The organism is Streptomyces rubradiris (assembly GCF_016860525.1).
In the GTDB taxonomy this organism is placed as follows: domain Bacteria; phylum Actinomycetota; class Actinomycetes; order Streptomycetales; family Streptomycetaceae; genus Streptomyces; species Streptomyces rubradiris.
In genome coordinates this window covers 1274600-1295668 of record NZ_BNEA01000015.1, presented here as the reverse complement: position 1 = coordinate 1295668, position 21069 = coordinate 1274600, and the positions used below count along the sequence as shown (strand labels likewise).

Below are 21069 nucleotides of genomic sequence, written 5' to 3'. Positions count from 1 at the left end.
CCCGCGGGCCGGGCCTCACCCACAGGAGCCGTAGCGTTGAAGGCGCTGGTCAAGGAGAAGGCGGAGCCGGGTCTGTGGCTGACGGACGTACCGGAGCCCGCCATCGGCCCCGGTGACGTCCTCATCAAGGTCATGCGGACCGGTATCTGCGGCACCGACCTGCACATCCGGGCCTGGGACGGCTGGGCCCGGCAGACCATCCGCACCCCGCTCGTGGTCGGCCACGAGTTCGTCGGGCAGGTCGTGGAGACCGGCCGGGACGTGACCGACGTCCGCGTCGGCGACCGGGTCAGCGGCGAGGGCCACCTGGTGTGCGGCAAGTGCCGCAACTGCCTGGCCGGCCGCCGCCACCTGTGCCGGGCCACCGTCGGCCTCGGCGTCGGCCGCGACGGCGCGTTCGCCGAGTACGTGGCCCTGCCCGCGTCCAACGTCTGGGTGCACCGGGTCCCCGTCGACCTCGACGTGGCCGCGATCTTCGACCCGTTCGGCAACGCGGTGCACACCGCGCTCTCCTTCCCGCTGGTCGGCGAGGACGTCCTGATCACCGGCGCCGGACCGATCGGCCTGATGGCCGCCGCCGTCGCCCGGCACGCGGGCGCCCGCAACGTCGTCATCACCGACGTCAGCGAGGAGCGCCTGGACCTGGCCCGCAAGATCGGGGTGAGCCTCGCCCTGAACGTCGCCGGGACCACCATCGCCGACGGCCAGCGCGCACTGGGTCTGCGCGAGGGCTTCGACATCGGTCTGGAGATGTCCGGCCGCCCCGAGGCCATGCGCGACATGATCGCCAACATGACCCACGGCGGCCGGATCGCCATGCTCGGCCTGCCCGCCGAGGAGTTCCCCGTCGACTGGGCCCGGATCGTCACCTCGATGATCACCGTCAAGGGCATCTACGGCCGCGAGATGTTCGAGACCTGGTACGCGATGTCGGTGCTGCTGGAGGGCGGACTCGACCTCGCCCCCGTGATCACCGGCCGGTACGGCTACCGCGACTTCGAGGCCGCCTTCGCCGACGCCGCGAGCGGCAAGGGCGGCAAGGTCATCCTCGACTGGACCGCCTGACCCCCTGCAACCGCGAGCACCTTCAGGAGCCCCCCATGTTCGACACCGTCCGCGACGAGCTGCGCGCCACCCTCGACGAGATCCGCGCCGCCGGCCTGCACAAGCCCGAGCGGGTCATCGGCACCCCGCAGTCCGCGACCGTCAACGTCACCGCCGGCGGCCGTCCCGGCGAGGTCCTCAACTTCTGCGCCAACAACTACCTCGGCCTCGCCGACCACCCCGAGGTGATCGCCGCCGCCCACGAGGCCCTGGACCGCTGGGGCTACGGAATGGCCTCCGTCCGCTTCATCTGCGGCACCCAGGAGGTGCACAAGGAGCTGGAGGCCAGGCTGTCGGCGTTCCTCGGCCAGGAGGACACCATCCTGTACTCCTCCTGCTTCGACGCCAACGGCGGTGTCTTCGAGACCCTGCTCGGCGAACAGGACGCGGTGATCTCCGACGCCCTCAACCACGCCTCCATCATCGACGGCATCCGGCTGTCCAAGGCCCGCCGGTACCGCTACGCCAACCGCGACCTCGCGGACCTGGAGGCCAGGCTGAAGGAGGCGTCCGACGCCCGCCGCCGGCTGATCGTCACCGACGGCGTCTTCTCCATGGACGGCTACGTGGCGCCCCTGCGCGAGATCTGCGACCTCGCCGACCGCTACGACGCGATGGTCATGGTCGACGACTCGCACGCCGTCGGCTTCGTCGGCCCGACCGGCCGGGGCACCCCCGAACTGCACGGCGTCATGGACCGCGTCGACATCGTCACCGGCACCCTCGGCAAGGCCCTCGGTGGCGCGTCCGGCGGTTACGTCGCCGCCCGTGCCGAGATCGTCGCCCTGCTGCGCCAGCGCTCCCGCCCCTACCTGTTCTCCAACACCCTCGCCCCGGTGATCGCCGCCGCCTCCCTGAAGGTCCTCGACCTGCTGGAGTCCGCCGACGACCTGCGCGTCCGGCTGGCCGAGAACACGGCGCTGTTCCGCCGCCGGATGACCGAGGAGGGCTTCGACATCCTCCCCGGGGACCACGCCATCGCCCCCGTCATGATCGGTGACGCGGCGAAGGCGGCCCGCATGGCCGAACTGCTGCTGGAGCGCGGGGTGTACGTGATCGGCTTCTCCTACCCGGTCGTCCCCCAGGGCCAGGCCCGCATCCGGGTCCAGCTGTCCGCCGCGCACTCCACGGACGACGTCCACCGCGCGGTCGGCGCGTTCGTCGCGGCGCGCGCCGAACTGGCGGCCTGACCGGGCCGGACGAGCTGGGATAATCAGGGACATGATCGAGGCGCGGCGGCTCCACATCCTCCGTGCGGTGGCCGACCACCGCACGGTCACCGCGGCGGCCGCCGCGCTCTACCTCACGCCCTCCGCCGTCTCCCAGCAGCTGACGGCCCTGGAGCAGGAGACCGGCCACCGCCTGGTGGAACGCGGCGCCAAGGGCGTACGGCTCACCCCGGCCGGCGAGATCCTGCTCAGCCACACCAACGCGGTCCTCGCCCAGCTGGAGCGGGCCGAGGCCGAGCTGGCCGCCTACGGCTCGGGCGAGGCGGGCACGGTCACCGTGGCCGCCTTCGCGACCGGCATCGCCCAGGTCGTGGCCCCGGCCGTGGCCCGCCTCGCCGCCAAGGCACCCGGCATCCGGATCCGGGTGCGGGACGCGGAGGGGGACGCCAGCCTGCCCATGGTCTTGGACCGCCAGGTGGACGTGGCGGTCGCCGTCGAGTACCGGGGCGCCCCGCCGGCCGACGACCCCCGCCTGACCCATGTCCCGCTCTACGCCGAGCCGTTCGACGCGGTCGTCCCCCTCGGACACCGGCTGGCCGACACCCCCGAGGTGCCCCTCGCCGAACTGGCCAAGGACGCCTGGATCGGGCCCTACCCGGGCAACCCCTGCCACGACGTGGTCGTCCTCGCCTGCGAGAGCGCCGGCTTCCAGCCCCGTCTGGAACACTCCTCCGACGACTTCCGGGCCGTCGTCGCGCTCGCCGCCGCCGACGCGGGCGTCGCCCTCGTACCGCGCTCCGCGCTGTGCGGCATGGACCTCGCCGGCGTGGTCGTACGCCCCGTCGACGGCGTCGCCCCGACCCGCCGGGTCTTCGCCGCCGTACGCCGGGGAGCCGAGGGACATCCGCTGATCCGCCCGGTGCTGGAGGCGCTCGGCGAGGCGGCCCGGACGTGAGCCGTCCGTAACACGGCCGTCTCATATCAGGGATAGCGTCCCGGATATGAGAAGCGAGGATCCTGTCGATCTCCTCATCGGCGCCCGGCTGGCCGAGCTGCGCGCCGAGCACGGCTGGTCCCTGGGCGAGCTGGCGGAGCGCAGCGGAGTCAGCCGGTCCACCCTGTCCCGCGCCGAACGCGCCGAGACCAGCCCCACCGCCGCCGTCCTGAACCGGCTCTGCCACGTCTACGGCCGCACCATGTCCCAGCTGCTCGGCGAGGTCGAGGCGGCCCCGGCCCCGCTGGTCCGCGCCGCCGAGCAGCAGGTGTGGGAGGACCGCGCCGCCGGCTTCGTACGCCGGTCCGTGTCCCCGCCGCACACCGGACTGCGCGGCGAACTGGTCGAGGGCCGGCTCGCCCCGGGCGCGGACCTCGCCTACGACCGCCCGCCCGTGCCCGGCCTGGAACAGCACCTGTGGCTGCTCGCGGGGGCACTGGAGGTCACCGTCGGCGAACAGGCCCACCGGCTCGACGCGGGGGACTGCCTGCGGATGCGGGTGACCGGAGCCACCCGGTTCCGCTGCGCCGGCCCGGACCCGGCGCGCTACGTCCTGGCGGTGGTACGGCCGTGAGGATCGAGCGCTGGAACGGCGACCGGATACGCGCGCGGGCCGACGGCCTGGCGGCACTGCTCACCGACACCGTGGCCGCGGGCGCCTCCGTCGGCTTCCTCGCACCGCTCGGCCACACCGAGGCGGTCGCCTGGTGGCGGGAACGGGCCGCCGCCGCGGCGGCCGGCCGGCTCGCCGTCTGGGCGGCCCTGGACGCCACGGACCGGGTGACGGGCACCGTCAGCCTGGACTTCCCGGGCAAGCCGAACAGCCGGCACCGGGCCGAGCTGGTCAAGCTGATGGTGCACCGGTGCGCGCGCGGGCGGGGGCTCGGCCGCCGGCTGCTGACCACCGCCGAGCGGGCCGCCGCGGCCGACGGGCGCACCCTGCTCCACCTCGACACCGAGACCGGCAGCCCCGCCGAGCGGCTGTACCGCTCGGCCGGCTGGACCGAGGCCGGCACCCTCCCCGACTACGCGGCGAGCCCGGCGGGCGAACTGCGGCCGACGACGCTGTACTACAAGCGGCTCGGTGGCAGGCCCGGAGGCTGATTGTCAGTGGCAGGGGCTACCTTGCGAGTCATGCCGGACGCAGAAGACGTACGCCGAATCGCCCTGTCCCTGCCGGACACCACGGAGAAGGTGGCCTGGAGCATGCCCACGTTCCGGGTGGCCGGGAAGATGTTCGCGACCCTGCCCGAGGACGAGACGTCCATCGCCGTGCGCTGCCCCAAGGAGGAGCGCGAGGAACTGGTGCTGGCCGAGCCGGACAAGTTCTGGGTCGCCGGCCACGAGGCCCAGTTCGCCTGGGTGCGCGCGAGACTGGCCGCCCTGGAGGACGAGGAGGAACTGCGGGACATCCTGGCCGACTCCTGGCGCCAGGCCGCCCCGCCCCGACTCCTGGACGCTCACCCCGAGTTGGGGCTCCCGGCCGGGGGCTGAAAAGCCTGGTGGGGGCGGCCGGCGGGGTGGCATCATCCCGCGACGGGGGCGGTACGGGGAGGCGCGGGCCCGCGGGTGACGGCAGCGGCGGAGACACCGCGGCCCGAGCCGCCGGACGCGCCGTCGACAGGGAGGGGAGCACTCGGATGACCGGAAGAACGGACGCGCGGCACGCCCTCGGCGCGCGGCGGGCGCGGGGGGCCGCGGCCGGTGCCCCGGCCGTGTGGTCGCGGGACTTCGCGCTGTTCTTCGTAGCCCGGGCCGTCGCCCGGCTCGGTGACACCATGCTGCCCGTCGCCCTCGCCGCCGGCCTGCTGGAACACGGGTACGGCGCGGGCGCGGTCGGTCTCGCCATGGCCGCCACCGCCGCCGCGTTCGCCGGGCTGGTCGTCTTCGGCGGGGTCGTCGCCGACCGGTTCAGCACCCGCAGGCTGATGATCGGCGCGGACCTGGTCCGGCTCGTCACCCAGTCCCTCGCCGCCGGCCTGTTCTTCGCCGGGCAGGTGGTGCTGTGGCAGATCTGCGCCATCGGCATCGTCAACGGCGTGGCCGGCGCGGTCTTCCAGCCCGGCGTGGCCAGCACCGTCCCCCGCCTCGCCGCGGACGTCCAGGGCGCCAACGGCGCGATACGGATCGCGGAGTCCGCCGCCCAGCTCGCCGGCCCCGCCGTGGCCGGCGTCCTGGTCGGCCTCGCCTCGGCCGGGGGCGTCTTCGCCGCGCACGCCGCCACCTACGCGCTCAGCGCCCTGTGCCTGCTGCTGCTCCGGCTGCCCCCGCTCCCCGCGGGGCACCGGGCCGCCACCGGCTCCGCCCTGCGCGCCTTCCGCGCCGACCTCGCCGTCGGCTGGCGGGAGTTCCGCTCCCGTGCCTGGCTGTGGGGCGTGATCGCCGTCTGGTGCCTCTACATGATCGCCGTATGGGGCCCGACCGTCCCGCTGGTCGCGACCGAGGTCGTCCAGCGGCACGGCCCGGGCGCCTACGGCCTGGTCAACTCGGCCCTCGGCGCGGGCACGGTGATCGGCGGCCTGCTCGCCCTGCGGCTGCGCCCGCGCCGCATGCTCCGCGCCGGGGCGCTGTCCCTCTTCGCCTTCTTCGGCTTCCCGGCGGCCGTCGGGGCGGGCCTCGGGGTGCCGGCCATGGCGGCGGGGGCCGCTCTCGCCGGTGCCGGCATGTCGTTCTGGGGGGTGATGTGGGCGACCACCGTGCAGACGCAGGTCCCGTCCGACGTCCTCAACCGCATCCACGCCTACGACGTCGCCGGCTCGCTCGCGATGCTGCCCGTCGGCCAGGCCCTGGCCGGACCGGCGGCCGGGGCACTGGGCGCCGGCCGCGTCCTGCTGACCGCCGCGGCCGTGAGCCTGCTCGTGGCGGTGGTCCTGCTGGCGATACCGGCGATACGCGACCTGGCCCGAGCCGAACCGGCCACACCCGCCCCCGGGACCCCGGCCACGCCGGCCCGCTGAGGCCCCGGCCTCCCGCCTGGCCGATCCGTCCGGTGGGGCCCTGACCCTCCGCCCGCTGGGGCCGGTGGTTCACCCGCCCACGGAGACCGGACCGCGTCCGCCCACCGGCACTCGTCCGGCTTCCACGAAGCCGCCGATCCGTTCCCGCAGGCTCGCCGCGTCCAGGCCGTGCGCGGCCACGTGCTCGTCGATCGTGCCGTAGCGGCGCAGCTCCCGCCGGCCGACGCCGAGGCCGAGCACCCGGTGCGGCACGTCGGACAGTGCCTCGCTGACCGCGGTCGTGGAGGTCCCCGCCAGGTACGGCTCGACCAGCACGACGTCCGTACCGGCGGTTTCCGTGGCCCGGCGCAGCCCGGCCGCGTCGAACGGCCGCACCGTCGTCGCGTACAGCACGGTCACGTCCAGGCCCTCCGTGGCGGCGAGGACCGTGTCCAGCAGTGGGCCGACGGCGACCACGACACCCGAGCGGCCCTCGCGGACGGTGACGAAGCGCTGCCCGTCGACCAGCCGCCCCTGCCGGTTGGACTGCACGGACAGCCGTACGTACACCTTGTCGTCGCCCGCGGCGACCGCGTGCCGCAGCAGGGTCTCCGCCTCGTCCGGATGCCCGGGCACATGCACGGTCCAGCCGTCCAGCGTGTCCAGGAGGGCCACATCGCCCGGAGCCATGTGGGTGAAGCCGCCGGCCGGCCAGTCGAAGGAGGCGGCGGCGCTCACCAGCACCGCGCCCGTGTCCTGGTGCCCCAGGTCCAGTTTGACCTGCTCGAACGGCCGCTCCACGAGAAAGCTGGCGAAGGTGTGCACGACGGGCCGCAGCCCGGTGAGCGCCAGCCCCGCCGCCGCCCCGACCAGGAGCTGTTCGCGGATGCCGACGTTGATCACCCGGTCGGGGTGGCGGCGCATGGCGTCCTGGAAGCCGTCGAGGCCGATCTCGGCGAGGACGACGGCGAGGCGGGGGTCCTCGTCCAGCAGCCGGGAGACGACGGGTGCGAAGCGGTCACGCATGGTGTCCATGGAGGTGTGCCCTTTCGGGGAGCGGGGGAGGGTCAGGCGTTCTTCGGCTCGACACGGGCGACGACGACATGCGGCCGGCCCGGGTGCGGCGCGGTGAACGCCGCGTACAGCGCCGCGTGGTCGCGGCCGTCCACGGTGACGGCGGACCAGCCGGCGGCCTCGAACCGGGCCGCGATCCCGCCGGGCAGCGCGTGGCTGGCGGAGGAGTTGTCGATCACGACGGTGTGCAGCCGGTCCAGTCCGGCGGGCCCGGCGAAGGCGATCGCCTCGTGGTTGCTGCCCTCGTCCAGTTCGGCGTCCCCGATCAGCACCCAGACCGCCGGGTCGGTCCGGCCCTGGGCACGCAGGCCCAGCGCGGTGCCCACGGCGATCGGCAGCCCGTGCCCGAGCGACCCGCTGCCGATCTCGGCGCCCGGCACCAGCACCCGGTCCGGGTGGTGCCCGAGCGGGGAGTCGTACGTGCCGAACCCCGGCAGCCACTCCGCGGGAAGGAAGCCCTTCGCGGCGAGCACGGCGTAGTACGCCATGGGTCCGTGCCCCTTGCTGAGCAGGAAGCGGTCCCGGTCGGGGTCGGCGCGCCGCTCAGGGGTCACGCGGAGCACCCGGTCGTAGAGCACCCACAGCACGTCGAGGGTGGAGGTGGCGGCGGGGCCGTGCTTCTCGTCACCGGTCATCAGCCCCATCAGCCGGGGCAGGTCGTCGTAGCCGTGCGTACGGCCCAGATCCGTTGCGGTCGTCATGTGGTTGATCGTGCAACCTCAACCAAACTTGAGGTCAAGGGGGAAAGGGGCGCGCGACCACCCACCCGAGTGCGGTATGGTTTTCCTGCGCGTTCGCCCGGGGAAACCCCAGGTCAGAGCGTGCGACGGGACGTGGCGCAGCTTGGTAGCGCACTTGACTGGGGGTCAAGGGGTCGCAGGTTCAAATCCTGTCGTCCCGACTCGTGAGAGTCGCAGATGAGGGCCGGTTTCGGAGCAATCCGAAACCGGCCCTTGATCTTTTTGGGGACCAGTCGGGGACCAGTGCTCCCTCGACCGGTGTCAGCGGGTCATGACGATCGGGCCCGGGAGCGAGCGGGACGCGGTGCTGTGCCGGCGGTCGTGATCTCGGGGTTGTCCGGGTGGAGGTAGCGCTGGATGGCCATGAGAGAGCCGTGCCCGGCGATGCATCTCCGCCGTGCGCCGCGTGGCTCAGCGAAACGGCCTCCGCCTGATCCGCGAATCTGACGGAGATCAGCAGACCACGCGACTCACGGAGGCTTCTGTCCAGCAGACGCGTGACGCGGTTGTGAACGAGCCGGGGGCACTCGACGGCGCCGCGCTGCTCGGTGATCCACCTTTTGACCTGCCGGGCCCGGCCGCACGGGACAGGGCCGGTCGGGTCCAGCAGCGGGTGAGAAGATCACCTTTGGGTAAGTCCGGTGAACGGCAGGGGTAGGGCAGGGGCATGGCGAAGAGGTCCACGTTGCGGGGGTACTTGCTTGAGGAGGCCCTGGCCTGGTTGCTCCGGCACAGCGGCTACCGTCTGATAGTCGACTATCGACAGGACGATGCCGAACTCATCGGATCAGGTGGCGCTCTGCGTGTCCGTGGCCGCGGGGCGCTCCATCAGGTGGACGTGCTCGGTGAGTTCGCTTTCACCCCCGCTTTCTCCCTCCCAGTTCGACTGTTCCTGGAAGCCAAGCACTACTCGACCCCGTGCGAACTGGAGGTCGTGCGCAATGCGCACGGCGTCCTGCACGACGTCAACGAGAACTTCATGAGTCATGCCGGTACCCGGCCCCGGCGGCGCTACCAGTACACCTACGCGCTCTTTTCGGCCAACGGGTTCACTCAGAGCGCCCAGCAGTATGCCCTCGCCCACCAGATTTCCTTGGTGGACTTGTCCGGCGAGTCCTTCACGTGGCTGCGCAATGCGATCCGGATCGCTGCGGCCAGCCTTTATTCGGCGCAGAACGCCCACGCCGTCGTGCCCTTCCCTGTGACGTGGATGCGCAAGGTGCTCCGCGAGGCTCTCGGTACATGGCCGACAGGGGTGCCGCCGCTGCCGGTCGATACCAGTGCCGAGCAGTTCAAGGCTGCTGCCTCTGTGATCCTTGCGAAGTTTGTCGACACCCTGGAACAGCATGCTGCGGCCGAGCTGCTGCTGGGCTTCCCCGCGGCCCCGTTCATCCTGCCGCTGGTCGCCGAGGATCAGGAGCAGTTCCTCTCCTACGCCGAACAGTGCCCCGACCACGCTGTGCGGCTGCGCAGGTCTGGGCAAGCCGCAACTGCTGAGTGGACGCTTTCCCCACGAGAAGACGAGGACGCTTATCGTCTGGCCTTCAAGCTGCCGGAACACATCGAGGTGTGGATCAGCGGGATTGAAGAGAAGGAGCGGCAACGCATCCTGGACATCAAGCAGCAGTTTCTGTCGAGCATCACGATCTACCGCATGAACCCGAGCAGTGTCCGCGCTTATCGACTCAGCTACGAGCCGGGCGAGTTGCGACCGTCTCCTGACGGAGGCCAGTAGCAGATCGGCTAGGGCCTGTAGCGAAAGTGGATCTTGTTCGTTGATGATCCCGTCCTGTGGGACGTGGGGATGTGACGAACGGCCAGTGGGCCCGGCTTGAGCCCCTGCTGCCGACGGGCATCAAGCCGGGCCGGCAGCGGGTGTGGACGCGGCGGTAGTTGACAGACGGCATACGGTAGCGGACCCGGACCGGTGCTCCCTGGCGGGTCGTGCCCCGAACGTCACGGGCCGTGGGGCCGGTTCTATGACCTGTCCCGGTGCTGGCAGCGGGACGGCACCTGGGCGAGGGGGGAGATCCTCACCCAGCTCCAGGCCGAGGCCGATGAGAAGGGCCTGATCACCGTCTGTCGTGATCACGGCCGGGCAACGAGGCGACTCCCCGTAGTTCGAGCCGGTCCTGGAAGCCATCCGGGTTCCCCGGCTGGGGCTCGGAAGGCCGCGCAAGCGCCCGGACCGGGTCCGGGCCGACAAGGCGTACGCCTCCCGTGGCAACCGCTCCTACCTGCGCAGGCGCGGAACCAAGGCCACCAACCCGGTTCCGGCGGACCGGGTCCGCAACCGCCTCAGGCGCGGATCGCGTGGCGGGCGGCCGCCGAAGTTCGACAAGGACGACTACAAGCAGCGGCACGCGATCGAGTGCGGGACCAACCGGCTCAAGCGTCACCGGGCCGCCGCCACCCGCTACGACGAACTCGCCGTCCGCTACGAAGCGACCGTGCTGGTCGCAGCCATCAACGAGTGGCTGTCACCAGCACTCTCACAACAGGCCCCAGAGGGAAAGAACCGCAACGGCAGCAAATCGCCTGTGTACCGGGTTGTTCAGATGCCCCATTCCATCCGTACGGGCTCGCGGGCTGCGGCGAGGGCGCCGTCGAAGTCGGCGAGGCGTTCGGCGAGGGTGGTGGTGGCGATGCGGGGCGGGAGGGCCGCCGAGAACTTCAGGCCGCGGACTGCTCGCGGATCAACAGTGGGCAGCGTGAGGGAGTCGGGGAGTTCGGCGCGGGCGGTCTTCCAGTCGGTGGGGGAGAGGTCCTGGCGAAGCCGGATATGAGTGTCCGTGGGGCGCTGTACGGGGTCGGCGAGGTTGCCGAGGGAGGCGGTGAGGGTGGCGTTGGCGCGGTATCCGGCCCAGGTCCACCAGCGGGTGGCGTCGGCGTCGCGGACCAGCAGGGTGCCCGCCGGGTGGACTTCGTGAGGTGCGCGGTCCATGCGGAGTTCAGCGAGGGCCGCGACGGCGCGGCGGGTGAGGCGGACGTCGGGGTCGGTGCCGAGCAGGACGTCGCGCATGGCGCGGGTGAGGATGTAGGACAGCCCGCGGGCTTCGCTGCCCTGCCATTTGGCGATGCCGCCGTCCTCGACGGGTTCCACGAAGGCACGGCGTCGGGCCCAGTCGATGAACGTGACCTGCCAGCTGCGGCCGGCCAGCAGCAGGCGGCGCGGGCCCGGTCGTTCTTCGGTGAGGACGGTGGGGTCGGTGGTGCCGATCTCGGTGCGTCCAGCGAGCACCGTGAACTCGGGGGGTGCGGTGAAGGAGGCGGTCAGCTCCATGAAGTGCCGGCGGCCGAAGTGCTTCTCGGCTTCGGAGCCGATGAACAGCATGCCGCCGTCGCTGTTGAGGAAGCCTTCCGCGACCAGGTGTGACAGGAGGGGCGCGGCGGACTGGTCGAAGGGCGCCAGGCCGTTCCACTGCTCGGGCCACAGCCGGTCGCCGACACGGTGTTCCTGCAGGGTGACGGCGAGGAGCTGCTGGGCGACGAGATGGCGGGGTGAGGGAGGCGGCGTGACGGGTTCCACCCAGCCACGGGCCCACAGAGTGAGCAGGCCGGCGGCTTGGAGCAGGGCGTCGGGCCGGGTGGCGAGGAACAGGCAGTTGCGGGAGGTGCCAGCGCGACGCCCGGTGCGGCCGATGCGCTGCAGGAACGAGGCCACTGTGCTGGGGGAGTCGATCTGGATGACCCGGTCGAGGTCGCCGACGTCGATGCCGAGTTCCAGGGTGGAGGTGGAGACGATGACGCAGTCGCGAGCTTCGGCGAATGCCTGCTCGGAGCGTGCGCGTTCGTCGGTGGACAGCGAGGCGTGGGAGAGGAACACGGTGACGTCGCGGGCGCGCAGTGCCGCACCGAGTTCTTCCACCTGCTTGCGGGAGTCGCAGAACACAAGCCGTTTCTCGCCCCGGTGCAGGGCGGAGATCACCTTGGCAGCGTTGGGGAGCGAGCCGACGTAGTCGAGCTCCACCTCTCCCGCCGGGCGCGGGAGTTTGGTGGTGCCGGTTGTGGCAGGCAGAGTGACGCCGGGGGCTACGACCCGGCCGGGGCGGTCGGCGGGGCGTGCGCCCTGGAGCCAGGTGAGCAGGGCGTGGGGATTGCCGACCGTGGCGGACAGGCCGATGCGCTGGATGCGGTGGCCGGCGAGCCGTTCCAAACGTTCGAGTACGGCGAGCAGGTGCCAGCCGCGGTCGTCCCCGGCGAAGGCGTGCACTTCATCCACGACGACGGCATGCACCCGGCCCAGCATGTGTGCGTGGTCGGTCTTGACGCTGATGAGCATCGCTTCGAGGGACTCGGGCGTGGTGAGCAGGAAGTCGGGGGATTCGGTGCGGATGCGACGGCGTACGGACTCGGGGGTGTCGCCGTGCCAGAGGGCGGCTCGGCGCCCCAGCCACTGGGCGTAGCTGTCGATCCGGTGCACCAGGTTGTTCAGGAGCGCCTTGAGCGGGGCCAGGTAGAGGACGGAGGTGCCGGTCCAGCGCTGCTCCCGCATGGCGGACAGCAGGGGGAAGGTGGCGGCCTCCGTCTTCCCGCCCGCCGTCGGCGCGAGCAGGACCGCGTCCTCACGGTTCATCAGCGGATGCACGGCCGCCTTCTGCAGGGGGCGCAGATCGGGCCACCCGAGCGTGTTGACGATGTGGTGCAGGACTACCGGGTCGAGGCGCTCCAGCGGGTCGGTGCCGCGTGGCTGCTCCTGCACGTCTGCAACTCCAGGGCTGTTCGTCAGCGTTCGGGACTTCGGGAACTGGGTCGTCAGAGGTCGATGTCGAGGTCGTCAGCCGAGACGGCCGGTGCGGGCGCGGCGAAGTTCCGTTCGGTGGCGGTGAGCTCACTGCTGCCCACGGTCAGCTTGTAGTGCGTGCGCGGGTCGAAGTCGGGGAACTGGTCGATCCGATCGAGTACGTCGCCGACCAGCTTCTTCAGGTACAGCCGTGGTGCTACTCCGACCTTCCCGCCCAGTGCCCCGCTCACAGCCCGGGCCAGGTCGGTGAGGTAGGCGTCGTCGGCGAGCTGCTTGATCCGGTCGGGGGACAGGGAGCCTTCGGCATACAGGTCGCGGATGGCGGCGCCCAGGCCGGTCAGTGATGCCTCGGTGAATCCGGGCAGCCGGATCTGGACGGCCCGCGGGTTGTCGAAGCGGGGGTCGGTGGTGAAGTCGGTGGCGAGGCGCTGGGCGAGCGGTGCGAGTCGCTGGACGCCCTGCTGCCCGTCGTAGAAGGCGGGCGTGCCGGTGATGATGAGATACAGGCCGGGGAAGCGGCCGGAGTGGACCTCGTCGATGAGCTGCCGCAGCGCGTTGAGTGCCTTGTCGCGGGCGTCGGAGCGGACCCGTTGCAGGGTTTCCACTTCGTCCAGGACGAGGACGAGTCCGGCGTGCCCGGCGTCCCTCAGCACGGCGAGCAGGCCCTGCAGGAAGCCGTAGGCGCCGAAGTGGTCGAGGTCGCCGCGGACGCCTGCGCTGCGCCGGGCGGCTGCGGCGACGTGTGGCTGGCCGCCGAGCCAGGCCATCACCGCAGCGGCGGTGGCCTCGTCGCCGGCATCCAGTGACTGCTTGTATCCGCGCAGGGCGGTGGCGAACGCGGGGGCGTGTCGGGACACCTCGGCCAGGCGGGCAGTGAGCAGCCGGTCCACGGCCTGTGGCAGCTCGCTCTCGCAAGCGCCGTCGGCGAGTGCGTCCTCCTCGAGTGCGTAGAACCAGGCGTCTACGACCGGCCGCAGGGCGCTGGGCGGGAAGCTCGCGGTGGCCAGGCGCTCAGTGAGTCGCCGGTAGACCGTCTCCAGCTTGTGCAGCGGGGTCTCGGTCTCTGACACCTGCACCTCGGCCACGGCGAATGTGCGCCGTTTGGCGCGCTCGCCGAGCCAGCGGGCGAAGAAGGTCTTGCCGGATCCGTACTCGCCGCGCACGGCCTTGAACACCGAACCGCCGGCGGCGGCAGTGTCCAGTTCCTCATCGACGGCCCGCTCGAAGCGGCCTAGTCCGGTGGCGAGCAGGTCGAGGCCGCTCTCGGGGACGGCGCCGCGCCGCAGGGCGTCCACGACAGCACGCCGCCGCACCGCGCTGACCGGAGTGGTAGCCCCGGATGCCGAAGATCCAAACGCGTTCACCCGAATAGTCTCGCATCCGGCCGGCCACCTGGCCGGACACCCGGCCCTGCACCGCGCTGCCGGTGCCCGGAGCGGCCGGGCGGGCCGACTACACCGCCCGGCATGGCCGCAGACACCCGGTTCACAGTCCGAACTGCTCGATCAGCCGGCCCCGGTGCAGGCGCAGGGTACGGTTGTCGGGGAGAATCTCCAGGATCTGGGCCCCGTCGTAGTTGAGAAGCTGGGCCAGGGTCGCGGCCAGGCCGGGGGCACGGGTGGCGGGCTGGCCGGCGCGTTCGGCCAGGGCGGTCATGGGCAGGGTGCCCGCTTCGACCAGCGCGGCCAGAGCCTTCGGCAGGACCGCCTTGTCGCGTGGCACACGGGCGAGCAGTTCCAGCTGCGCCTGGTACAGCTCGGTGGCCAGGAGGCGTTCCACCAGTGCGGTGGCAGGATCCTCCGTTCGGTCGGAGACGGGTACGGCCGCAGGCTCCACCACAGGGGCGACAGGTTCCTGTGATCCGGAGGGTGCGACCTCGTCCTCGCCGAAGAGACTGATAGCGCCCTCTGTCACGGGCGGGGCTGCCTTCCCAGCCCGCTTGCGGCTCGGGCGTGCAGCGGTGGCCTCGGGTGCCGCGACTGCATCGGTTCCAGTCTCAATCTCGGCCTCGAGTCCGGTGGTGGCGTCGTTGTCCTGCTCCCACCATGCGGGTGTAAGGTCGCCCAGCTCCCGCCACCCCGTAGGTGGCTCCGCGCCGAACGGCAGTAGGGCGAGGAGGGGGATGGTGAACTCGGCGAGGGTTGCCCCGCCGTGGTGGCCCGCCTTCAGCGCGGTGTACCGGACGTCGTGGTCCCGCAGCGCGACGATCCGCGATCCGGGCTCCGGCCAGACCACCCGTGGTCCGGACAGCTCGATTTCGGCCGGTGCGAGGGGTCCGCCGGGGGCGCGGTGACGGGCCGACCCCATGGCGCCGACGGCCGAGTCGATCTTGCTGCCGCGTCGCTCGACCACATGGCCGTGGTCGGAGGTGAGGAGCACCGTCATGCCGTTGGCGCGGGCGGCCCGCAGCAGCGGTTCCAGGCCGCCGATCTCCTTGATCTCCCAAGCGCCGTCGCCGAGCTTCTGCTCCTTGGCGAGCCGGTCGTCGACGGTATTGAGGACGACCGCGACATGGGTGCGCTCGTCGGCGAGCGCTTCAGCCAGGGCGGTGGAGAAGGGCGAGCCGGTGTCGGGGCTGCGCAGATCGTCCTTGTGGAAGACAGCCGCAGGGGCCCCCTTCCAGCACGGGTGCTGGGGGAAGAGCCGCTTCTCGTCGTTCTGGTCGCCCTTCATCAGGGTGCCGGCGAACAGCGAGGTGCGGGAAACGGTCGTGAGAGTGGGCAGCGCAGCCGCCACGGCCCGCCTCACCGGTGCTCCGACCGCTCCCGGCAGCGGGTCGAACTCGGACCAGTGTGCGTGCAGTTCCTCACCCAGTTCGGCTGCGATGGCCGCACTCATTCCGTCGATGAGGAGGAGCAGAAGCCGCCGGCCGGGACAGTCCACGACGGGCGCGACGACCCGGTCCAGGAAGCTCTCGACGGTGAGCATGGCGCCGGGGGCGGTGCCATCTGCGGTCCACACCGCGAGCCGCTCGGAGAACGCGCGGTCCAGCTCACGACGTTTGCTGCGCACCTGCTCGCCGATCCGGCTGTAGGCGTAGGCGAGTGCGTCATCTGCGTCGCCGCCCGCGTCCAGGTGTTCCAAGGCTCGGTCCACCCAGCCGAGTTCGCGGATCTGGCGGGCGATGCCGTCGGCCACCGAGGCGATGTCGACTTCAGGCTGGGACGCCAGCCACCGCCGCAGCCGCGCTGCCATCCGTACCCGTTCGATACGGGCCTGGGTGGCGCCGTCGACGGCCAGGGCGTGTTCGGCCAGCGCGGTGATGGCAGCCGTGACCGTCTCGGGACCGCCGTCGGCGAGGGCGCGACCCGCGGCGGTGAAGCGGGCATCGAGTCCGGCGGCGAGCAGCGGACTGGCAGCGGCGGCGGTCTGCGCCCCGAACTGTGTGACGAGCTGTGCGGCCCTGCTCAGGACCGGGTCGGCGAGCCGGTGTTCGCCCCGGTCGATGAGACCGCGGACGTACGCCTCACCGCTTTGCCCGAAGGAGGTAAGGAGTCGGTCGAGGTCGTCGCCCTGGGCGGGGGGCTGGTCGCCGAGCCATCGCTCGGCGCGCCCACGCGCCCGGTACAGGTCGTGGTCGGCCTCCGCGTGCCCCCACAGAGCCGCGCAGACGACCGCGTAGGCGGCTGCGTCCGCCCCGTGGTCGGCGTCCACCAGGGCGGTGATGATCTTTCCGGCGGCGCCGGCCTGTTCGGGTTCGGCGAGGAAGCGGGCCAGGCCGGCCCGTTCCGGTCCGCGCAGGTCGCGCAGGAGGTCGGGGCCGCCTGGGATGTGGGTCCACCGGAACAGGGTGATGGGGTCGATGCGGTCTCCGTCGTCGTGTGCGGCCGGCCCGCCCAGCGCGTCCGTGTCACGGCGGCCGAGCCGGAGCCGACGCCGGGCCAGTCGGGTGAGGGCTTCGTCTCGGGACAGCAGTCCTTTGCCGAGGGAGGGCCAACCGCGGCTGGCCGCCGCGTCAAGGAGCGCTTCGGCCGCCCAGGTCTCCTTGCGCAGCCGCCCGTCGAGGCGGCGCGCGTCGAACGCCTCCTGCACGACCTCCCAGTTGTCGACGGACCGGATCCTTCCGCCGTAGACGCGGGCGAGCAGCCCGGGGTCGAGGTCGGTGTCCTCGCGGTCGGTGAGGACGACCAGCACTTTGGGGTCGGGAGGAGTCGGCGCGTCCAGGTGGCCCAGGATCTGCTCGTGCACGGCCAGCACCGAGGGTGCGACGACCACCCGTGCCTGCAGCCCGCCCGCCGTACGCTGCACGGCGGGCCCGTCCCAGACGGGAGCGGCTCGCAGCAGCAGTACGCGGACCGTGCCGTCACCGAGCCGACTGCGGGCGGCGAGGTACTGACGGACGGTTCCTGCCGACAGCCGGGCGGGGCCGACGGTCGCGGGGGCTGTGGTGACCGTGTCGGACATCAGTCGACGACCTTCCAGATGACCTCGACGGTGGCGTTCGGGTGCTCGGCCGCGAGCGCCGCGATCTCCGCCTGCAGTTCGGCGGCGGCCCGGGCGGCGGTAGTCCGCCCGCCGCCGGAGCGGGCCACGGACCGGGACGGTGTGCGCGGCCCCGGCTGCTGCGGCGGCTCCGGCAGCACCTGCGGGTGGGCGGAGCCGCCGTTCAGGTCCACGCTGTCGGAACTCGGCGGCGGAGTGGGCGACGGCTGGGGTCGCTCGGCCGTGCTCTGGCGAAACCTCAGCAGGGACAGCACTTCCCGGCAGCTGGTGTGCAGCACGCCCGGTAGGTCGGGGTAATCACCCGGGTCGCCAGCAGCAGCATCCCGTACCCGCTCCAGGACGGCCGCGCCGTCCACGCCGAGGGTGTCGGCCAGACCCAGCTGGTCCCAGCTGGTGTTCTGCAGCGCGCTGGCGACCTTCCCGGCGCTCTTCAACGACATGCCGTACCGGTGTGCGGAGAAGTCGCCGAGAGGGAAGCGGGCGAGCCGGTCCACGACGGTCTTCGCCTCGATGCCCGCTTCCGTCACCTCCTTGACCAGCTCCTGCGCCCGCCGGGCAAGGACGAGCCGGGGGGAGTCGTCGTTCAACTGGAGGAAGTCGCGGTGCTTCTCCAGTTCCCCGACGAGCCGTCCGGCGTCCTGGCCGAGTGAGTCGGCGGCCTGCTTGATCTGTGCGGCGAACTGGTTGACGATCCGGCCGCGCCGCAGTTGCGGCGCCTGCTCGCCGAGCATGGTCTCGAACCGTTTGCGCGCCTCCGCCCAGTCGCTCTCGGTGGGCAGTTGCTGCTCGCGCAGGGCGTAGTCGCCCTTCAGCTCGTGCGGTGCGGGCGCGGGTTCGACGGGGACGCCGCCGCGCACCCACACCCGGTCGGTCATCTCCGCGTATGCGGCGGCGAGCAGCCGGCGCAGCGGCTCGGGCAGTCCGCGCGGCTCGGGAAGGTCGCTCCAGTCGGAGAGCTTGACCAGGGTCGGCTCGGCGGTGCCGTTCCGGCGGGCTCGGTCGTTGAAGTGATCGGGCCAGGCGGTGGACTGCCGGTAGTACGCCTCCCGCATCGCGCCGAGCCCGAGGCCGCCCGCGATCCGCGCCATGGTCTTGCGGTCCTTGCCGTCGACCTCGGTCTGGCCGTCACGGTTCTCGGCGGCCTTGCGGACATACTCGAAGACGGTCTTGATCTCGGCAGGCTTCACCGGCCTGCCCGTGCCGTCCGGGTCCAGGTCGGGGTGGGCGGGGTACTGGTGGGCGAGCAGCTTGCCGGCCAGGTCGCGGGCGGCGGCATCCAAGGTCGCGCCGAGCGGAAGCCGCAGGTCGGGCACGTCCTGCTGGGCGACCAGGTGGGTGTCGAAGCTGAGGTCGACGACCCCTTCCTGCTTCTGCGCGAGCCCGTACGCCTGCCGCAACGCCTGGCTGACGCGCTCGGTGAGGATGAGGAGCTGCGACTGGAGCATGCCCTTGGCGCGCTCCTTGTCGTCCGCGTTGAGGCTGCGCGCGAAGTCGGAGTCGAAGCGGGTCTCGTCAGCGAGGGCTTTGTCGATGACGACGAGGCGCTCGAAGTCGCCGCGGGAAGCATCGGTCAGGTGAGTGGGCAACCAGGCCAGCGTGCGCGAGTCACCACCCGGCTTCTCCCGTAGGGCACGCAGCCGCTGCAGGTCATCCATCGGCCCGAACTCGCCCTCGTCGTAGGGGAAGTCGACGACAAGCCGCCAGGCGTCCTCCTGGCTGGGCCGCAGGGTCGCCTCGGGCAGCGAGTCGACGTCGGCGACGTTACCGAAGACAACCTCGACCTGCCGTTCGGTGCCCTTCCACACCAGGTTGAGCACGTCGTACGCGTCGAAGCCGCCAGGCCCGTCGCTGACGCCGAGCGCCTCCTTGAGCAGGCCGCGCATCTTGGCACGCCGGTTGTTCTGGTTGTTGTGGACCTGGGCGTTGGCGAGGACCGCGTCCAGGTCGACACCGGTGAGCTCCAGGCGCACCACAGCACCCGGCCCGGTACCGGTCACCTTTATCTCGGGGAAGGTCGCCGCCCACTCCTTCGCCTTCTGCTCCAGCCGGCCGACCTCGGTCCCCGCGATGCGGGTGGTGATGGAGCCGTGGTTGAGGGCATGCAGCCGTGCCAGGGTGAGGTCCGCCAGCGCGGGCACACTGGGCGCGAGCGCAGACAGCAGCAGGGTCTGGAGCAGTCGATTGTCACCGGTGAAGTCGCGGCAGCGGGCCGCGAGTTGCGGGTCGCCGAGGGTCTCGGGGCGGCGCCGGTACGCCTCGACTTGGTCCTCGGTGACCTGGTTGGTCTTCAGCAGATACGGTCGCAGCTTGTCCCGGTACAGCTTGTCGGCGGCCTCGAAGTGAACACTGGTCTCCCCGCTGAACGCCTTGTCGCCGCCGCCCGCGATCGCCGGGTACAGATCGCCCAACGGCACAAGCTGTCCGAGCCGCCAGTCGTCGCGATGATCGACGAGCAGCTGGCTCATCAGCTTCAGGCCAGTACGGGAGCGCTGCAGGGCCGCGGAGATGTGTACCAGGGTATCCATGAACGCCGGCGGGAACGGGTACGTCCTCCTGAACGCGCTCTCGTCCGCGCCGGTGGTGGACTTGTCATGGCCGAGCAGGGTGTCCCACACGTCCGGACCGAGCCTCTTGGCCTCGGCGAACGCCGCCTCCACCTTCGCCTCGGCCTCCGGACTGGTGGGCTTGAGCAGGCGGGCCTGCGCGATCTGCGGGAGGTTGCGGTCCTCCAGGACGATCTTGTCGAAGCGCCCGCCGCTGAGCTTCAGACTGTCCTGGACCGCGGCCTCGGCGGCCCCTGACATCTCCTCGCCGACCAGCTCACGCAAGTCGCGCTGGCGGGCGATGAACGACACCACCGGGATGGCGCGCCGTTCGTCACCGCCCTCCACGAAGTTCGTGATCTTGTCGGCCTCGCGGGAGACGAACTTCTGGTCGTGGATACGGGAGGCCAGCCACAGGATCAGCTCGTCCATGAAGAGGACGAGACCGTCGTAGCCAAGGGACTTGGCGTGCGCGGCGATGATGCCGAGACCCTTGTCCAGCGAGACGAACCCGTCGGCATCCTCGGAGGCGTTACGCGAGAACGACGGGAACAGAGTCTGAGTGAGGTCCTGCACGAGACGGGCCCGCAGTTCCCGCGGCGTGGAAGGGTTCTCCAGATCGAGGTCCTTGGTGTTCTCGTGCTCCTCCGGCGCGTTCACCGCCTGGTCCAGCAGCTCGGATGTCCAGGCGAAGGAGTCACCCCACTCGTCCTCCTGGCCGTCGCCGGCATCGGCGAGCTGCTCAATCACCCGCTCGTCACCGTGACGACGACGCTGCTCGGCGAAGTCCTCGAAGAGCCCGTCGGTCCGGTAGACCTGCGGCAGCGCGCAGCCAGGGTGGAGTTTCCGTACGTGCTCCACGTACTTGCCGAGCACGCGCTGCTCCAGCGACTTGGAGCCCAGCATGTGGTAAGGCACCAGCAGGAACTTCCGGTCGTCCTCATCCAGCCAGGCGTGCCGGGCCCGTACTGGGTCGAGGTCGCCGCGCGCCCGAGCGGCCTGGTTGTGCGACAACAGCGCGTAGAGCACGGCCATGAAGTGCGACTTACCGGAACCGAACGAGCCATGTAGATAGGCAGCCTTCGACGAGCGGCTGTCCAGCGCGGACTTGATCAGGTCGAGGGCTTCGTCGAAGTTCCCGAGCAGCCGGTCGGTGACGACGTAGTCCCTCAGCGCCGCTTCGGCCCCCTCGGGCATGACCGCTTCGTTCAGCTTCAACACGAAGTCGGAGGTGGACACCGACTCCGGGATGTCGATCAGCTCCCGAAGCAGCGGCCGGTCCTCGGGACGAGGATTGTTCCTGTTCATGAACGCCATGGTGT

Annotated in this window: 14 protein-coding genes, 1 tRNA gene and 1 pseudogene; 10 read left to right on the top strand and 6 right to left on the bottom strand. The window is 71.5% G+C overall.

Annotated features, from left to right (window positions below):
• Window positions 1–36: 36 nt before the first annotated feature.
• From tdh to Srubr_RS18960, 7 genes are all read left to right on the top strand, one after another.
• Window positions 37–1065 (top strand): L-threonine 3-dehydrogenase, encoded by a 1029-nt coding sequence (tdh, locus tag Srubr_RS18990; protein ID WP_189999208.1) that lies wholly within the window; start codon window positions 37–39, stop codon window positions 1063–1065.
• 35 nt (window positions 1066–1100) lie between these two features.
• A complete protein-coding gene (locus Srubr_RS18985) occupies window positions 1101–2294 on the top strand; it encodes a glycine C-acetyltransferase (protein ID WP_189999209.1) in 1194 nt (397 codons plus the stop codon).
• Window positions 2295–2325: 31 nt separating this feature from the next.
• A complete protein-coding gene (locus tag Srubr_RS18980) occupies window positions 2326–3228 on the top strand; it encodes a LysR family transcriptional regulator (protein WP_189999211.1) in 903 nt (300 codons plus the stop codon).
• A 46-nt stretch (window positions 3229–3274) separates the two neighbouring features.
• Window positions 3275–3841: a helix-turn-helix domain-containing protein gene (locus Srubr_RS18975; protein WP_189999213.1), complete on the top strand. Its 567-nt coding sequence runs from the start codon at window positions 3275–3277 to the stop codon at window positions 3839–3841.
• Between the two features lie 2 nt (window positions 3842–3843).
• Window positions 3844–4371, top strand: coding sequence for a GNAT family N-acetyltransferase (locus Srubr_RS18970; protein WP_189999295.1), 528 nt, complete (start codon window positions 3844–3846; stop codon window positions 4369–4371).
• A 30-nt stretch (window positions 4372–4401) separates the two neighbouring features.
• A complete protein-coding gene (locus Srubr_RS18965) occupies window positions 4402–4761 on the top strand; it encodes an MmcQ/YjbR family DNA-binding protein (RefSeq protein ID WP_189999215.1) in 360 nt (119 codons plus the stop codon).
• Window positions 4762–4907: 146 nt separating this feature from the next.
• Window positions 4908–6224, top strand: a complete 1317-nt coding sequence (locus Srubr_RS18960; RefSeq protein ID WP_229926972.1) for an MFS transporter — start codon at window positions 4908–4910, stop codon at window positions 6222–6224.
• Window positions 6225–6293: 69 nt separating this feature from the next.
• Here the strand turns inward: Srubr_RS18960 and Srubr_RS18955 are convergent, their stop codons facing one another.
• Both Srubr_RS18955 and Srubr_RS18950 read right to left on the bottom strand, forming a co-directional pair.
• Window positions 6294–7238, bottom strand: a complete 945-nt coding sequence (locus tag Srubr_RS18955) for a transketolase family protein (RefSeq protein ID WP_189999217.1) — start codon at window positions 7236–7238, stop codon at window positions 6294–6296.
• 32 nt (window positions 7239–7270) lie between these two features.
• Window positions 7271–7978, bottom strand: coding sequence for a transketolase (locus Srubr_RS18950; protein WP_189999219.1), 708 nt, complete (start codon window positions 7976–7978; stop codon window positions 7271–7273).
• 126 nt (window positions 7979–8104) lie between these two features.
• Between Srubr_RS18950 and Srubr_RS18945 the strand changes: the two genes are divergently transcribed.
• The 3 genes and pseudogenes from Srubr_RS18945 to Srubr_RS42255 all read left to right on the top strand — a co-directional run.
• Window positions 8105–8178 (top strand) — tRNA-Pro (locus Srubr_RS18945).
• A 506-nt stretch (window positions 8179–8684) separates the two neighbouring features.
• Window positions 8685–9752, top strand: coding sequence for a PDDEXK family nuclease (locus Srubr_RS18940; RefSeq protein WP_189999221.1), 1068 nt, complete (start codon window positions 8685–8687; stop codon window positions 9750–9752).
• A 56-nt stretch (window positions 9753–9808) separates the two neighbouring features.
• Window positions 9809–10497, top strand: a pseudogene (locus Srubr_RS42255) (transposase); the annotation flags it as partial.
• 74 nt (window positions 10498–10571) lie between these two features.
• Here Srubr_RS42255 and Srubr_RS18930 read toward each other — a convergent pair.
• From Srubr_RS18930 to pglY, 4 genes are all read right to left on the bottom strand, one after another.
• Window positions 10572–12719, bottom strand: coding sequence for a DEAD/DEAH box helicase (locus Srubr_RS18930; protein ID WP_189999223.1), 2148 nt, complete (start codon window positions 12717–12719; stop codon window positions 10572–10574).
• 53 nt (window positions 12720–12772) lie between these two features.
• Window positions 12773–14125, bottom strand: coding sequence for a BREX system ATP-binding protein BrxD (brxD, locus tag Srubr_RS18925; RefSeq protein ID WP_189999225.1), 1353 nt, complete (start codon window positions 14123–14125; stop codon window positions 12773–12775).
• A 121-nt stretch (window positions 14126–14246) separates the two neighbouring features.
• Window positions 14247–17165, bottom strand: coding sequence for a BREX-2 system phosphatase PglZ (pglZ, locus tag Srubr_RS18920; protein ID WP_189999226.1), 2919 nt, complete (start codon window positions 17163–17165; stop codon window positions 14247–14249).
• Complete coding sequence (pglY, locus tag Srubr_RS18915) at window positions 17165–21064, bottom strand: BREX-2 system ATPase PglY (protein ID WP_189999228.1); 3900 nt, start codon at window positions 21062–21064, stop codon at window positions 17165–17167. Before pglY ends, pglZ begins: the two co-directional genes overlap by 1 nt.
• Window positions 21065–21069 lie beyond the last annotated feature (5 nt).

Excerpts from the sequence above, each read along its gene's own strand:
- Srubr_RS18950 (WP_189999219.1), bottom strand. The coding sequence starts at position 7,978 with ATGACGACCGCAACGGATCTGGGCCGTACGCACGGCTACGACGACCTG.
- pglZ (WP_189999226.1), bottom strand. The coding sequence starts at position 17,165 with ATGTCCGACACGGTCACCACAGCCCCCGCGACCGTCGGCCCCGCCCGG.
- Srubr_RS18975 (WP_189999213.1), top strand. The coding sequence starts at position 3,275 with ATGAGAAGCGAGGATCCTGTCGATCTCCTCATCGGCGCCCGGCTGGCC.
- Srubr_RS18940 (WP_189999221.1), top strand. The coding sequence starts at position 8,685 with ATGGCGAAGAGGTCCACGTTGCGGGGGTACTTGCTTGAGGAGGCCCTG.
- Srubr_RS18980 (WP_189999211.1), top strand. The coding sequence starts at position 2,326 with ATGATCGAGGCGCGGCGGCTCCACATCCTCCGTGCGGTGGCCGACCAC.
- Srubr_RS18960 (WP_229926972.1), top strand. The coding sequence starts at position 4,908 with ATGACCGGAAGAACGGACGCGCGGCACGCCCTCGGCGCGCGGCGGGCG.
- Srubr_RS18965 (WP_189999215.1), top strand. The coding sequence starts at position 4,402 with ATGCCGGACGCAGAAGACGTACGCCGAATCGCCCTGTCCCTGCCGGAC.
- Srubr_RS18985 (WP_189999209.1), top strand. The coding sequence starts at position 1,101 with ATGTTCGACACCGTCCGCGACGAGCTGCGCGCCACCCTCGACGAGATC.
- Srubr_RS18955 (WP_189999217.1), bottom strand. The coding sequence starts at position 7,238 with ATGGACACCATGCGTGACCGCTTCGCACCCGTCGTCTCCCGGCTGCTG.
- pglY (WP_189999228.1), bottom strand. The coding sequence starts at position 21,064 with ATGGCGTTCATGAACAGGAACAATCCTCGTCCCGAGGACCGGCCGCTG.